The organism is Paraeggerthella sp., assembly GCF_048427265.1.
Classification (GTDB): Bacteria; Actinomycetota; Coriobacteriia; order Coriobacteriales; family Eggerthellaceae; genus Paraeggerthella; species Paraeggerthella hominis.
The window spans coordinates 1-14,972 of the sequence record NZ_DBFOSR010000015.1; the positions used below are offsets into that span (position 1 = coordinate 1).

The 14,972-nt window shown below is 63.6% G+C and carries 11 protein-coding genes; 4 read left to right on the plus strand and 7 right to left on the minus strand.

All coding sequences use genetic code 11. The annotated features are described in order from the left end of the window. Positions 1 to 318 precede the first annotated feature (318 nt). Entirely contained in the window at positions 319 to 2,259 is a 1,941-nt protein-coding gene (locus ACMNI9_RS01450; RefSeq protein ID WP_418830526.1) for a heavy metal translocating P-type ATPase, read from the plus strand. On the opposite strand, the gene thrH is transcribed toward ACMNI9_RS01450, so the two are convergent. Next, complete coding sequence (gene thrH, locus ACMNI9_RS01455; RefSeq protein ID WP_114566836.1) at positions 2,240 to 2,842, minus strand: bifunctional phosphoserine phosphatase/homoserine phosphotransferase ThrH; 603 nt, start codon at positions 2,840 to 2,842, stop codon at positions 2,240 to 2,242. The two genes, ACMNI9_RS01450 and thrH, sit on opposite strands and share 20 nt — an antisense overlap. A 308-nt stretch (positions 2,843 to 3,150) precedes the next feature. On the opposite strand from thrH, the gene ACMNI9_RS01460 reads away from it, so the two are divergent. After that, complete coding sequence (locus ACMNI9_RS01460; protein ID WP_418830529.1) at positions 3,151 to 4,059, plus strand: NAD(P)/FAD-dependent oxidoreductase; 909 nt, start codon at positions 3,151 to 3,153, stop codon at positions 4,057 to 4,059. A 117-nt stretch (positions 4,060 to 4,176) separates the two neighbouring features. Here the strand turns inward: ACMNI9_RS01460 and ACMNI9_RS01465 are convergent, their stop codons facing one another. Then, positions 4,177 to 5,592: an MATE family efflux transporter gene (locus tag ACMNI9_RS01465; protein ID WP_418830532.1), complete on the minus strand. Its 1,416-nt coding sequence runs from the start codon at positions 5,590 to 5,592 to the stop codon at positions 4,177 to 4,179. A 150-nt stretch (positions 5,593 to 5,742) separates the two neighbouring features. Here ACMNI9_RS01465 and ACMNI9_RS01470 point away from each other — a divergent pair, with 150 nt between their 5' ends. After that, positions 5,743 to 6,855 carry a helix-turn-helix domain-containing protein gene (locus ACMNI9_RS01470; protein WP_418830535.1) on the plus strand — a complete coding sequence of 371 codons (1,113 nt, stop codon included), beginning with the start codon at positions 5,743 to 5,745 and terminating at the stop codon, positions 6,853 to 6,855. Here the strand turns inward: ACMNI9_RS01470 and ACMNI9_RS01475 are convergent. The 5 genes from ACMNI9_RS01475 to feoB form a co-directional block, all read right to left on the minus strand. Continuing rightward, a complete protein-coding gene (locus ACMNI9_RS01475) occupies positions 6,741 to 7,703 on the minus strand; it encodes a sensor histidine kinase (RefSeq protein WP_418830538.1) in 963 nt (320 codons plus the stop codon). The genes ACMNI9_RS01470 and ACMNI9_RS01475 overlap by 115 nt on opposite strands. 15 nt (positions 7,704 to 7,718) lie before the next feature. Then, positions 7,719 to 8,495: an ABC transporter permease gene (locus tag ACMNI9_RS01480; RefSeq protein ID WP_418830540.1), complete on the minus strand. Its 777-nt coding sequence runs from the start codon at positions 8,493 to 8,495 to the stop codon at positions 7,719 to 7,721. Beyond that, the gene (locus ACMNI9_RS01485; protein WP_418830543.1) at positions 8,486 to 9,409 is read right to left on the minus strand and encodes an ABC transporter ATP-binding protein; all 924 of its coding nucleotides are present in this window, start codon (positions 9,407 to 9,409) and stop codon (positions 8,486 to 8,488) included. Before ACMNI9_RS01485 ends, ACMNI9_RS01480 begins: the two co-directional genes overlap by 10 nt. Positions 9,410 to 9,907: 498 nt before the next feature. Continuing rightward, positions 9,908 to 10,618: a response regulator transcription factor gene (locus ACMNI9_RS01490; protein ID WP_225748829.1), complete on the minus strand. Its 711-nt coding sequence runs from the start codon at positions 10,616 to 10,618 to the stop codon at positions 9,908 to 9,910. 118 nt (positions 10,619 to 10,736) lie between these two features. Beyond that, positions 10,737 to 13,325, minus strand: coding sequence for a ferrous iron transport protein B (gene feoB, locus ACMNI9_RS01495; protein WP_418830545.1), 2,589 nt, complete (start codon positions 13,323 to 13,325; stop codon positions 10,737 to 10,739). A gap of 265 nt (positions 13,326 to 13,590) precedes the next feature. Here feoB and ACMNI9_RS01500 point away from each other — a divergent pair, with 265 nt between their 5' ends. Beyond that, positions 13,591 to 14,736, plus strand: coding sequence for an ABC transporter substrate-binding protein (locus ACMNI9_RS01500; RefSeq protein ID WP_418830547.1), 1,146 nt, complete (start codon positions 13,591 to 13,593; stop codon positions 14,734 to 14,736). Positions 14,737 to 14,972 lie beyond the last annotated feature (236 nt).

Here is a 14,972-nt window from a genome sequence, read left to right on the forward strand (position 1 = left end):
TCGCTGGCAGGTTTTGACGGTTTGAGGTCGTCGGGTCGAGCCTTCCCTTCGCTGAAGCACAGCGTGCTTTCCGTTTTGCCTGGTCATAGCTTTGGGCTTCTACGGTGCGCGTTCATAGGTGCCTACCCGGACGGATGCGACGACCCCTAAACGCAAAAACCTGCCAGCGAAGGCGGTTTTTCGCGCGCAAGGTCCCCGCTGCTCCCCTATATGACAGCGAAACATGCTTCATACCATAAAAGTTTTCCTTGGATAATTTTTATCGGCGCGCTATTATACATATACCCCTATAGGTATATGTATAAGGAGATCGTCGCGGTGCGCATACCGACGTTGGAAAAGGTAGAAGAGCTCATGGATGCGGGCGGCACCCGCAAAGACATCGTCTTGCTGGCGGTTTCGGCCTTGGCGCTTGCCGTCAGCTTCTTCGCGCCCGGACTGCTCCCCTTCGATCCGGCATGGATCGCCATCGTCTTATGCGGCGCGCCCATCGTGATCGGCGCGGTCATAGGCCTGGTCACCGAGTTCGACGTCAAAGCCGACGTCCTTGTTTCCATGGCGCTCATCGCCGCGGTGGCCATCGGCGAGAATTTCGCCGCGGGCGAAGTCGCCCTCATCATGCAGCTTGGCGCGCTTTTGGAGGAGCTGACGGTAGCGAGAGCACGGGCAGGCATCGAGGGCCTGGTCAAACTGTCCCCGCGAACGGCGCGTATCGTGCACGGAGACGACGTGCGCACCGTCCCCGCCCAAGACGTGCAGGCTGGAGACGTTGTGCGCGTGCTTCCAGGAGAAACGGTGGCGGTCGACGGCACCGTGATCAGCGGCTGCACCTCCATTGACGAATCGGTGATGACCGGCGAGCCGCTTCCCGTGGACAAAGCACCGGGCGACCAGGTGAAAAGCGGTACGGTGAACCAATTCGGAGCGTTCGAGATGCGCGCCGAGCGCGTTGGCGAGGACAGCTCGCTTGCCCGCATGATCAGCCTGGTGGAATCCGCCGACGCGGGCAAAGCCAAGATCGTTCGGCTGGCCGACCGCTGGGCTACGTGGATCGTCGTCGTGGCGTTGGCGGCCGCTGGCGGCACCTGGATGGTCACGGGCGAGATCATCCGAGCGGTCACTATCCTGGTCGTATTCTGCCCTTGCGCTCTGGTTCTGGCTACGCCGACCGCCATTATGGCGGCCATCGGCAACGTGACCAAGCACGGGATTCTTGTGCGCGAAGGCGATGCTCTCGAACGCCTGGCAACGGTGCGCAAAGTGGCGTTCGACAAAACGGGAACGCTCACTCACGGACAGCCGCAGGTAACCGCCGTAAGCGGGGGCGATCGCCTGTACTCCTTGGTTGCCTCAGCGGAAAGCATGAGCGAGCATCCCCTGGGCAAGGCGGTGGTACGCGGGTGGCGCGAGCACGCGACAACCAAAGCGAGCGCAGCCGACCCTCTGCCCCCCGCAACCTTCCAGATGATCCCCGGGCGCGGCGTTCGAGCTTCCGTTCAAGAAAACGATGTGCTTGCCGGCAACCGGGGGCTTTTGCTGGAACAGGGAGTTCACGGCATCGAAGGGATCGAGGCGTCCTCGCTGCCGCACGCCGACCAAGGATGCACCTTGATGCTCGCCGCCGTGAACGGGCGCGCAGCGGGATTTGTCGCCCTGTCCGACACCGTGCGGGACACGGCGCGCAAAACCATCGAGGGCATCAGGGCGCTCGGCATCGAGCCCATCCTTCTGACGGGAGACCACGACCGAGCGGCACGGCGCATAGCAGCGCAGGTCGGCATCGAGAACGTGAGCGCCAACTGCCTGCCCGAAAGCAAAACCGCCGCCATCGAGCGCCTTGAGGCGGCGGGCGAACCCGTATGCATGGTGGGCGACGGCATCAACGACGCGCCCGCGCTCAAGCGCGCGACCGTGGGCATCGCCATGGGGGGAACGGGCAGCGACATCGCCGTGGACGCCGCCGACATAGCGCTCGTGCACGACGACATCGCAGCCCTTCCCCACTTGCTTGCGATCTCTCGCCGTATGATGACCGCCATCAAGCTGAACATGACGTTCTCGATGACCCTCAACTTCATCGCAATCGCCCTGGCCATGACGGGCGTGCTCGATCCCGTTGTGGGGGCGCTCGTGCACAACGCAGGATCGATCGTGGTCATTGCGAACTCGGCCACGCTGCTCTCATGGAAGGCGGGCGGTACGCCGAGAGCAGCGCGCCGCCCGCTTGAAGACAGCGACGCTAAACCAGCGCTGCCTTGATGGCCGCCAACAGGTCGTCGTATTCGTCGAAGGCCGGCAGCTCGGGATTGTCGGCCTTGATGGAATCGGGGCTCTTGAACAGGAAGCCCGCTTTGCCGGCCTTGATCATGCCCAAGTCGTTGAAGCTGTCGCCTGCGGCGATGGTGTCGAACCCGCACGATTGCAACGCGCGCACCGTGGTCAGCTTCGACTGCTCGCAGCGCATGCGAAAGCCGGTGATCTCGCCGCTTTCGGCAACCTCGAGCTCGTTGCAGAACAGCGTAGGCCAGCCCAGCTTCGCCATGAGAGGCATCGCGAACTGCGTAAACGTGTCGCTGATGATGATAGCCTGCGTCGTGGCGCGCAGCTCGTCCAGGAATTCCTTGGCGCCTGGAAGCGGATCGATGCGCGCGATGGTCTCCTGGATCTCCTTGAGGCCCAAGCCGTGCTCGCGCAGGATGTTCAGGCGGTACGCCATCAGCTTGTCGTAATCGGGCTCATCGCGCGTGGTGCGCTCGAGTTCCGGGATGCCGGTCTCCTTTGCGAACGCGATCCAAATTTCCGGGACCAGCACGCCTTCCAAATCCAAGCAAACCAGGTTCATAAGGGCCTTCCTCCTGATAGAGCGACGGATGCCGTCGGCAGTCGGGTTTCTCAACAAGCCCATGATAGCGGCTAACCTGCGCCGCCTGCGCGAAAAGCAGACGTGCGGGCCGCTTTTCCGGGCGCTGCCGACGCGACAAGCGCCGCCCGCGGATCGGCAGGGACTTGCGATCCAAGCGCCTGCAAAGCAGCCACCGCACCCCGACCGCATCCATAACGCATCGTTATAGGCAGATAAGCAAAGGTGCGGGCACCCCGGAAGCACGCGCGCCTACAATGGACGAAACGCCATGCGAAGGAGGCATCATCATGCACGATTACGACATCGTCATCGTAGGAGCGGGACCGGCGGGCATCAGCGCCGGCATCTACGCAGTCAGCCGCGGCCTCAAGACGCTTGTGCTGGAGCGGGAGTCGGTGGGCGGCATCATCGGAAGCGTATCGACCGTCACCCATTACGCCGGAATGCCCGAAGCGGAATCCGGCGCCGCGTTCGCGCGGAGGCTGCAAGACCAGGCGATCGCGGCGGGCGTCGACATCGCGTACCAACAGGTTCGACGCGTTGCGCTTGCCGACGAGGTCAAAACGATCAGCACCGGCACGGACGTCTACCGCGCGCCGCGCATCGTGCTGGCAAACGGCGGCACGCCGCGCGTCTTGGACGTGCCCGGCGAAGTCGAGCTGACGGGAAAGGGCTGCGGACTCAACGCCGCGCGCGACGGGGCCGCCTATCGCGGAAAGAGCGTCTACGTCATCGGAGGTGCGGACGGAGCGGTCAAAGAAGCGCTGTTCCTCGCGCGCTTCGCGCATCGCGTTCGCATCGTGTGCGTGGAGCGCGAACTTGCCTGCGTCGACGAATTCCGCCGCAAGGTGGCAGCAACCCCCGCGATCGAAGTGATCCCTTTCACGGCCGTCGGTGCCCTGCACGGCGCCGACCGCGTGGAGGCGATCGACCTCGTATCGCTCGCAGACGGCAGCACGCGCACAATCGAAGATCCCGGCTGCGGAGTGTTCGTATACGCGGGCTGCGCCCCCAACACCCAGCTCTACGCGGACCAGCTGGTGCTGCAAGACGGGTACATCCCCACGAACGAGCGCATGGAAACCGCGCTGCCCGGCGTGTACGCCGCCGGCGACATTCGCGTGAAGCAGGTGCGGCAGGTGGCCACCGCCGTAGCCGACGGAGCCGTGGCCGCCGTCAACGCCGCTTCACGCTAGCGCGCCCGCCGCTCGCTTGCAAACGAAGGGCGGGCGAGCCGAGCGGAGTCCGAGCCGAGCGGCGCAAGGCGTTCGCAACGCCTCGCGTCCCGCCCGACCCGTCCGTCCCGCAAGGCCCTACGCTTGCGCAAGACCCTCGTTATCAGGCGGCGCCTCGCATGCGCCAGCAGACCGAGCGCCCGATCCTATCCGGCGAAGCGTCGAGACCATCACGATGACCGTAGCCACCGCCAGCAGGGAGTCGGTCAGCATGCAGGCCAGCCACACGCCGTGAATGCCCAGACCGGCAATGCGGGGAACGGCCAGCACCAGCGGAATGAACAGAAGGATGGGGCGCGCCAGCGCAAGGACGGTCGCCTTGCCTCCCTGCCCAACGGCCTGCAGCAGCGTAATGCCCATGACCATAGCCCCCATGGCAACGTACGGGAAGAACAGGATGCGGAAATCCTGCGCGCCCATGGCCACGATGGCCGGGTCGGTAATGAAAAGCGAAAGCGCCGCGTGCGGAGCCAGCATGGCGGGAATCCAGAACACCAAGGCCAAGCCCGTCGATCCCAAACAGAAAGCCGCCGTCACCTTGCGCACGCGGTCGTACCTTCCCGCGCCGAAGTTCGTTCCAACCGCCGGCTGGTAGCCGTTGCTCATGCCCCACAGGGGAATGAAGGCGAACGCCTGGATGCGCATGGCGGCGCCGAAAAGCACCTGCCATTCAGGTCCGCCCCATTCAGCTGCGGCTCGGTACACGACGGCCTGCTGAACCAGCGTCAGCACCTGCATGAGAAAAGCCGACACGCCCACCTTCAGAACTTCGGACATAACGTCTCGATCAATGGCCAACCGTCCGATACGCGCCGTTTTCTCGCGCTTGACGAACCACCACAGCATGACCCCTCCCAGAACAACCTGGGAAAGCACGGTGGCAATGCCCGCTCCTTCGATGCCCAGCCCCTGATCGCGCAAGGCAAGGATGAACAACGGAGCCAGCACCATGTTCAGAACCGCACCGCCGCCCATGATGGCCATAGCGCGAACAAGCTCGCCTTCGCCGCGCATGACCATGTTCGAGCTTTGCGCGAAGTTGACGAACAGGCTTCCCATGAAAAGAATGCGCAGGTAGGACACGGCCATGTCGAGCATCGGGCCCTCAACGCCCGTCAGCATCAGCAACGGCCGTGTGAACACGACGCCGATCACCGTGATGACCAGTGAAAATCCCACGCTAGCAACCACAAGGTTTCCCATGACCTTTTCGATGGTTCGCTGATCGCACGCGCCGATGGCGCGAGAGAGCACCGAAGCCGACCCCATGCCGATCATGGCCGCCAGGCCAGAGCTGACGAACGTGAACGGATACGCCACCGAAACGGCGCCCATGGCGTCCACGCCGATAAGCTGACCGGCGTATATGGCATCGACGAACGTGTACAAGCCTATGACGAGCATGCCGACGATGCCCGGAAGGCTCAACGACGCCATCAGCCTTCCGGGCGATTGCTCAAGCATAACGGCGCGCTTTTCTTGCTGACGAGTCATGGCGTCTCCTTCGGAACGTGTGACTATTGCGAACGACGGCATGCGATGCCGCACGTTCCTCCTTTTATGTTAACTTTATCTAACTTATGAGTCATGCAAGCAACGCGCAAGCGCAAGAGAGCAAACGCGTCGAATCGCAAGGAGGTCGCGTTGAATCGACAGGAAGGCTCTACGTTCAATATCATGCAAGACATCGTGCTGCCCTGCGTACGCGACCTGAACATGCGCGAAGCTCCGCGCACGAGCGCCGACGGGCACGCTACGCCGCTGCGCGAAGGGCGCTTCTTTTACGCGCCCGAAGACCAGGCATCCGGCTACTATTGGGTGTACGCGAATCGGGATTTCGCCGTATCGGTTACCTCGATGAGATTTCGCCGAGATTTTCAGCAGCATTGCCTTCATCCGCGACTCGTGTCGGTGAGCTACCTGCAAGCAGGATCGTACGTCAGGCAGGACACGGGGCTCGTCGTAAAAGCCCCGTACTTGGAGGGGCACGCCACCAAAGGATGCTCCTGGAACTCCTCCCACAAAGCAGGCCAGCTTCTGCACAGCGTGGGCATCATGCTGACGCCGCCCTTTTACGAACGCTACCTGGGCGCGATATACCGCGGAGAGTCCTTTTCCGCCGAAGATGCGTTCGCAAGCATTGACGGACTGACCGATTTTTCCGAGATGATCGTGCTGATGAAGCAAATCGAAGCGTACCGCGGCACGGGGGCATCGGCACGGCTGTTCTATCGAAGCAAGGTGGAGGAGGCGGTGGCCCTTGTGGTGGACAAGTCGCGCAGCCTAGCCGCGCGGTCGGGCATCGACGAAGCAAGAAGCCCGTTCGCAAGCGCGCTTTCGCGCGAAGACGCCCGCGCGATCGAACGCGTTCGGAAACGCCTCGACGAACGGCTGGCCGATCCCGTCAGCGCCCTTGAACTGACGCGCATCGCGTGCATGGGGCAAACGAAGCTGCGTCGAGCATTCAAGCAAGCCTACGGGTGCACCATCGTCGAATACCGTCAGCGAAAACGGTGCGCACGCGCGGCCGAACTGCTCGCCTCGAGCGGCGCGTCCGTCGCGCAAGCTGCCGCAACCGTGGGCTATCGTCCCGAACGGCTGGCCGAGCTGTTCGCGCGCATTTACGGCGCCACCCCGAGCGTCTACCGAGAATCGCTTGGACAAGCGGGCAATCTAGCCTCGAACACGATCCACGTCGACGCGTCCCGCGCTTCGACGCGCGCATCAAGCGTGCCGCCCATACGCTCCACCAGGTGACGCGCGATCGAAAGCCCCAATCCGGAGCTTTCCTGGGATCGGGCGGCGTCGACCGTGTAAAACGGCTCGAACAAGCGCGCAACCTGGCGCTCGTCGATGCCTTCGGCATCGTTGGCAAACGACACCGTCACCCAGCCGCCGCACGGCGCCGATCCTTCGCGCGCGTACGCCGCGTCCACGACAAAGCAGCTTGCCGCGTACTTGCCGGCATTGTGCACCAGGTTCGCGAACACGCGCTCCACGGCATCGGCGTTCGCGCGCGCGAAAAGCGGGCCGTCCGGGATGGACGCGCGCACGCTCGTCCCCCGCTTCTCCAGCAACCGGTACTGTCCCGCGATCGATTCGCGCAGCAGCCTTGCCGCGTCCACCTTTGCAAGCTCCAGGGAAAACCCCTCGCCGCGCACGCGCGAAAGCTCGTAGAATTGCGCGATCAGGCGCTGCAGCGATTCCGCCTTGCGCTCGACCGTGGCAAGCGCCGCGCGATCCTCTTCGCTCAAAGGTCCCGCATCGACAAGCGCCAAGTAGCCCTGGATCGAAGTGAGCGGCGTGCGCAAGTCGTGGCTTATACGCTCGATCTGCTCTTTCAGCTGAACCTCGCGACGCGCGTAGAGCACCGATTGGCGGCGGATACCGTCAAGCGCGCGGTTCACGGTGCGCAGGAAGGCTTCCAGGTCGCGGTCGGGACACGGCATCTTCACGATGCGGTTGTCCTCCAGATGCTCCACGATATCGCGCAGCTCGCGATCGGCGCGACGCAGCGACCGCTTGAGCGCGAAGCAGCGCATGCCGAACCATGCCGCCGCGCCCAGCGCGAGCAGCAGCGCGATAGCGAACGTCCCGCTCGGCATGCCCTCCCCCTTTCGCTACAGTTCCGTTTTTCCAATGCGCCACAAGCCCGCCGCCGAGAACGCCGCGATGCCCGCGAACCCGGAGATCAGGCACTTCGCCAAGCCTTGCGGCGTATCCCATAAGAACTCCGCCGCGCCGCTCATGTTGATGAGCACCTCGTTCGCGAAGAAGTTGTACGGCATCCAGCTGGCAAGCACGGCCACCGGCTCGACCACGCGGCCCACCGCGTCGAGCGCCATGGGAACCAGGCACACGACGGTCAACCATATCATAAACGCGTTGGCGGGCTTCGGCGAGACGATGCACGCGGCAACTGCCAGCACCACGCACGCCACCGTGAACGGCAAAGCCGAGAGCACGCCTTTGACCAGGTGCGTCGCAGGTTCTAAAACGGGGCCTTCCAGAAGCAGCGCCGCGCTGCCAACGTACACGATCAGGATGACCGCCAGCCCCATCAAGCCCCACGCAATCGACACCAGGCACTTGCCTGCGAACAGGTCGCGTCGCGCAAGCCCTTGGGCTATCTCGTTTTTGAGCGTGCCGTTCTTGCGATCGTCGCCGAACAACAGCCAAACCAGCAGCCCGGCCATGAAAAACAACGCCCCCAGCGACATGATCACGTTGCTGAGCGAAAAACGCGCGGTGGCATACGGGAAGTCGGGCGCGCCGGCCATGACGGCCAGAAGCACGTTCGCAGCCAGCACGATCGCGCACAAAACGCCCACGAGCAGGTATCCTTCCTTGCTCCGCGCAATGCGGTACCACTCGCTTTTCATATAGTTCAGCAGCATGTTGCCCCCCGCTCCTTCATTTCCAGATAGTACTGCTCAAGCGACATCTTCCGACGTTCCAGCTTGGAAACGCCCATGCCGTGCGCGCTCGCCAGCGCGCTGAACGCCTCGATGCCGTGCTGCGGATCGAGAATGCGAACCGTGGAGTCAGGAAGAACCTGGTAGCGGTCGTGGTGCAGCTCGGTTTCCAAAAGAACCGCGTAGCGCGGGGTGTCCGACACGGCGATGTCTATGCAGTCGGCGCAGCGCACACGAAGCTCCTCGGCGCCCACCTGCTCCAAAAGCCGGCCCTTGCTCAAAAACGCGTAGACCGTGGCCATCTGCTCAAGCTCGGCCAGATGATGGCTCGACACCACCACGGTGATGCCCTTTTCCCGATTGAGCCTTTGCAGAAGAACGCGCATCTCGACGATGCCGCTGGGATCGAGCCCGTTCGTCGGCTCGTCCAAAATAAGCACCTCCGGCTCCCCCAGCAACGCCATGGCCAGGCCCAGCCGCTGTTTCATGCCCATCGACAGGTCGCGGCACGCACGGTCCTTCGCGTACGACAGCCCCACGGTGTCGAGTACGCGCGAAACCGCGTCCCTGCCGGGAACGCCCCTGCGGATGCGGCAGCATTCCAGGTTCTTCTCCACGCTCAAGGCCGGATAGAAGCCGGGCTGCTCGATGACGACCCCGATGCGCGCCCGCTGCCGCTCAAGGTCGCGCGGCGCGCTCGCGCCGAGCAGGCGCAGTTCGCCCTCGGTGGGAAACGCAAGGCCGCACAGCAGCTTGAACAGAGTCGATTTGCCGGCTCCGTTGTCTCCCACCAGGCCGAACACCTCGCCGCGGCGCACAATGACGCTCACATCCTCGAGCGCGCGAACGTCGCCGTAGCGCTTCGTCAGCCCTCTTGTCTCGATAACCGATTCCATGGTTTCCGCTTGCCTTTCCTCATCGTCGCTTCGCAATGGGCGGACCTTGTCGATCTCGGTTCGCCATCGCACGAGAGAACCTTACCGCCCCGACGTGAAATAAGTCCTCAAGAAAGGATAAAGAAAGAATAAAGATGCGGTCGCACGTCGAGCTTTCGGCAGGAGGCCGACGCGCCGTCGAACCCGGCAGCCCCTGCCCGAGTCCGACGAACCACGCACTCGTCCCGCCACATCCTTTTCCCGTCGTCGCTCCGCCACACCCTCTTCATCGAGGTTCTGTCAAAACGAACGAGTTTTGCTGGTCCTCAAGTCAGGATAAATGCAACGCGCAAGCCTCTGAACAGGCATGATGAAAAACGCCCCTTGGCAACCTGCCTGCAAGAGGCGAAAAATCCCCGCAAAACTCGTCCGTTTTGACAGAACCTGGAAACCTCCGTGGCAAATTGAGGCGTTCGCCCCCGTCAATCCCACCAGCCCCGTCCGGACCCCCGAAAAAACTCACGACAGCTTGAAGCCGATGCCCCAAACGGTTTTGACGTACTCTTCATCCGGCTCGACGGCGGCAAGTTTCTTGCGGATGTTGCTCACGTGCACGTTGACCGTGTTGTCCTCGCCGTAGTAGCCGCTCTTCCATACCAGCTCGTACAGCAGCTCGCGCGAAAACACCTTGTCGGGCGCCTGCATAAGCACGTGCAGAATATCGAACTCGTGCGCGGTCAGCGCCACCTCCTCGCCACCGAGAAACACCCGGCGCGTAGCCGCATCGAGGCGCAGGTTCTTGAACGAGTACGACTCCTCGCGCTCTGCCGGCAACGCGGCGCCCGCGCGCCGCAGCACGGCCTGCACGCGCGCGACCAGCTCTTCGGGCTGAAACGGCTTCACCAGGTAGTCGTCGGCACCCTGCGCCAGCATGTCCACCTTGTCGGACAGCCCCGCCTTTGCCGACACCACGATGACGGGCGTCTTCAGCCCTCGATCGCCGCGCATGAACGCGATCAGCTCCGGGCCGTCCATGCCCGGCAGCATCATGTCCAGCAAAACCAGGTCGAACGCTTCGCGCTCCAGATGAAGCCGCGCCTCGGTGCCCGAATACGCATGCACCGCGCGATAGCCGGCCCGCGTCATGACGGTGCCCAGCAGCGCGTTGATGTCGGGGTCGTCCTCCACCACGAGAATGCAGCCCAACGCCGCACCGTCCATCTCGACCATCAGCAGTCAATCCTCCCGTATTCCCAAGCACGCGTTCGCATGGCCGCCCGCGCGAACGGCTCGACGCGGCAGGGCGGCGGGCAGCCTCGATGCCGCCCGTTTCGCCTTCGTTGAAGCTCTAGCGCCTTCGCGCCCGATCGTCACGCTGCGCATCGGCGCGCGCAGGCTCGGATTCGAACGACCCGCCGTCCCCGTCAGCCGCGCGCGGCACCGGCACCTGCGCGCAGCCTTCGCAGCCATCGCACGACGACCCGCATCCGCTTCCCCTCGCGCGGAGCGAGCGCATGCGCGCCAAAGCCAGCACGACGAGCACCGCCACCAGCGCGCCCACCGCCAGCGTCCACGCGTTCTCTCCGGCGTCCACCGCAAGCGTTCCCACGCCGTGCACGACGAACGCGGCAACCCACGCCACCGCCAGCTGGCCGAACACTACGCCGAGCGCCCACTTCCCGCCCAGTTCGCGCTTCACCGCCGCCACCGCCGCCACGCACGGCGTGTACAGCAGGCAGAACACCAGCAAAGCCAACGCGGCCACGGAGCTCATGACGGCAACCAGGCTCGCCGTGCTGCCGAACAGGATGGACAGCGTGGACACGACGTTTTCCTTGGCCATGAAGCCGGTGACGAGCGCCGTCGAAATCCGCCAATCCCCGAATCCGAGCGGCGCGAACACCGGGACGATCCAGCCGGCCACCACGGCCAGCATGCTGTCCTCGGAGCTCGCCACCATGTTCAAGCCGAAGTCGAACGTCTGCAAGAACCAGATGACGATGGTCGCCACGAAAATGACCGTGAAGGCGCGCTCCAGGAAATCCTTCGCCTTCTCCCACAGCAGCTGACCGACGCTGCGCGCGCTGGGCATGCGGTAGTTCGGCAGCTCCATGACGAACGGCACGGCCTCGCCCGAGAACAACGTGCGGCGCAACGCCAGCGCCACCAGCACGCCCACCGCAATGCCGCCGAAATACAGGCCCACCATCACCAAGGCCCCGCTCGTCGGGAAGAACGCCGCCGTGAAGAACGCGTAAATGGGCAGCTTCGCCGAACAACTCATATACGGAGTGAGCAGGATGGTCATCTTGCGATCCCGTTCGGACGGCAGCGTGCGCGACGCCATCACGGCCGGAACCGTGCACCCGAATCCGATCAGCATGGGCACGATGCTGCGCCCCGACAGGCCTATCTTGCGCAGCAGCTTGTCCATGACGAACGCCACGCGCGCCATGTAGCCGGAATCTTCAAGAAGCGACAGGAAGAAGAACAGCGTGACGATAATCGGCAGGAAGCTGAGCACGCTTCCCACCCCGTTGAACACGCCGTCGATGACAAGCGATCGCAGCCCCTCGTTCACCTGGGCGGCAGTCAGCGCGGCGGCGGTCACGTCGGTAAGCCACCCGATGCCGGCGTCCAGAACCTCCGAAAGCCAGGCGCCCACCACGTCGAACGTAAGCCAGAACACAAGCGCCATGATGGCCGCGAAGGCGGGTATGGCCGTATAGGTGCCGGTCAGCACGCGATCGACAAGCATGCTGCGCGCATGCTCGCGGCTCTCGTGCGGCCTGACCACCGTGTCTTCGCACACGCGCCCGATGAAGCAGAAACGCATGTCGGCGATAGCCGCCGCGCGGTCGAGACCGCGTTCAGCCTCCATTTGGGCCACGATGTGGTCGAGCATGTCCTTCTCGTTTTGATCCAGATGCAGCTTCTCCAAAACAAGCGCGTCGCCCTCCGCCAGCTTGCTGGCGGCGAACCGCGGCGGAATGCCCGCGCGCTCGGCATGGTCGTCGATCAGCGCCATGATGCCGTGCAGGCAGCGGTGCACGGCGCCGCCATGCTCGTCAGCCGCGCAGAAGTCCTGGCGAACAGGCGGCTCCTGGAAACGCGCCACATGCAGCGCGTGCTCCACCAGCTCCTCGATGCCCGCGTTCTTGGACGCCGAAATGGGAACCACTGGAATGCCCAGCAGCTCTTCCATCTCGTTCACCAGGACAGTGCCGCCGTTGCCCTCCATCTCGTCCATCATGTTAAGGGCCAGCACCATGGGTATGTCCAGCTCGAGCAGCTGCATGGTCAGGTACAGGTTGCGCTCGATATTGGTGGCGTCCACGATGTTGATGATGCCGCGCGGACGATCCTCCAGCAAAAACCGCCTGGTAACCACCTCTTCGCTCGAGTGGGGCGACATCGAGTAGATGCCCGGAAGATCCGTTACCAACGCCTCGGGATGCCCCTTGACCACGCCGTCCTTGCGGTCGACCGTCACCCCGGGGAAGTTGCCCACGTGCTGGTTCGCGCCGGTCAGCTGATTGAACAGGGTTGTTTTGCCGCAGTTTTGGTTTCCCACGAGAGCGAAGGTGAGCGGCGTTCCTTCGGGCAGCGGGCTTTCGGCGGCCTTGTCGTGGAACTTCCCGCCCTCGCCCAAACCCGGGTGAGGCAAGGGGCGCCGCGCAAGCGGCTCCCGACGAGGTTCGCTGGCTTCGCGCACATCGTCGATCTCGATCTTCTGCGCATCGTCCAAACGCAGCGTCAGCTCGTAGCCGTGGACGCGCACCTCCACGGGATCGCCCATGGGAGCATGCTTCACCATGGCGATGTCGACTTGCGGAATAATGCCCATGTCCAGGAAGTGCTGGCGAAGCGATCCTTCGCCGCCAACCCCCACCACCGTGGCGGCCTTCCCAATGGGCAGGTTGTTCAGGGTGCCCAATGCGTCTCCTTGCGCGGCTGCGGCGAATCCCCCGCCGAGCCGCCGTCTCTCGTCTTTTGCTCGCAACCATGGTACCGCGAAACGGGCGCCTTGGGGCACAGAAAGTTGCCCGAGGCAAACGTCGAGCACGCATGAGCAGCGCAACGCCCGCAACCGCTCGCTCTTCTTGGTGTTACGAATTCCGATTTAGTATTAATATGATGTTACGAATTTCTATTCCGTGTTACCATCGCGCAAGAGGGAGGCCTAAACGAAAGGAATCAACATGCCCCAACTGAAAACGACGAAACGGCTTCGGCTGATCGCCGCGGTACTGCTGGCCGCCGCGATCAGCATCCTATGCCTAGGAGGATGCGGCGCCGGACAAACCGAGAGCGCACAGCAGGATCCCCCGGCAACTTCGCAAACCGTCACGGTTACCGACATGCTCGGTCGCAGCGTCGAAGTCCCCGCCGAAGCGCAACGCCTCATAGGCATCGGATCGAGCTCGCTGCGGCTGATCTCGTATCTGAACGCCGCAGACAAGGTGGTCGGCGTGGAGCAGTCCGAGCTGAAGGACAACGTCACCTGCAGCTATCGCCACGTCAACCACGAAACGTTCAAGAACCTGCCCGTCATCGGCGACGGAGGGTCGAAGGGAACCACCCCAAACGAGGAGGCCATCATGCAAGCGGCGCCCGACGTCGTGTTCGCCTCGATCGACAAAGACGCCGCCGACGCCCTCCAAGAAAGGACCGGCGTTCCCGTAGTGTGCCTGACCTTGAGCAACGTGGTGTTCGACCAGGCGTTCTACGACAACGTCAACCTGGTTGGAGGCATCGTTGGCAAGCAGGAGCGCGCGGCGGACATCGTCCGCTACATGGAGGACACGCGCGCAGACCTCGAGAAGCGCACGGCTAGCCTTCCCGCCGACCAGGTCAAAACGGCGTACGCAGCCGGCATCAGCTTCCGCGGCGGCCACGGCTTCGCGGGAACGGAAGCGAACTTCCCGCCCTTCCAGGCGACCAACGTGAAGAACGTCGCCGACGTGAACGGCGCGAGCGGAGCTTTCGACATCGACCTCGAAGCCATCTCCAGCGCACAGCCCGACTACGTGTTCGTCGAAAGCGGGAACCTGCCGCTCGTGAAAGAGGACTACGAAGCCAATCCCCCCTACTTCTCCGCGCTCAAGGCGGTGCAGGACGGCAAGGTGAGCACGCTCATCGCCTATCGCTTCTACGCCACCAACATCGAGCTGGCCTTGGCAAACTGCTACCAAGTAGGAGCAACCGTCTACCCCGCGCAGTTCGCCGACATCGATCCCACGCAAAAGCTCGACGAGATCACGGAGTTCTTCTTGGGAGCCAGGCTTTCGAGCGACCTTGCCGCCGAAGGGTGCGAATTCAAGCAGATCGATCTGGCAAGCCTGTAGCGCCCGAGCACGGCCGCAGGGCTACGGAGCAGCCGCGCAACCTCCCGCATTCGTGCGTTCGGGTGCTCGACCTCGGCGTCGAGCACCCGAACGTCCCGTTGCGCGCCCGCGCAACGGGACGGCGGCACCCGTCACCTCGCTCGTTCGCGGTCGGCTCCGGGAATTGTCGATCCCAAAAAACGGGTTGGGCCCCCAAAACGTGTGTTTTGTTGGGCAAAGGAAGCGGGCGCGCCGTG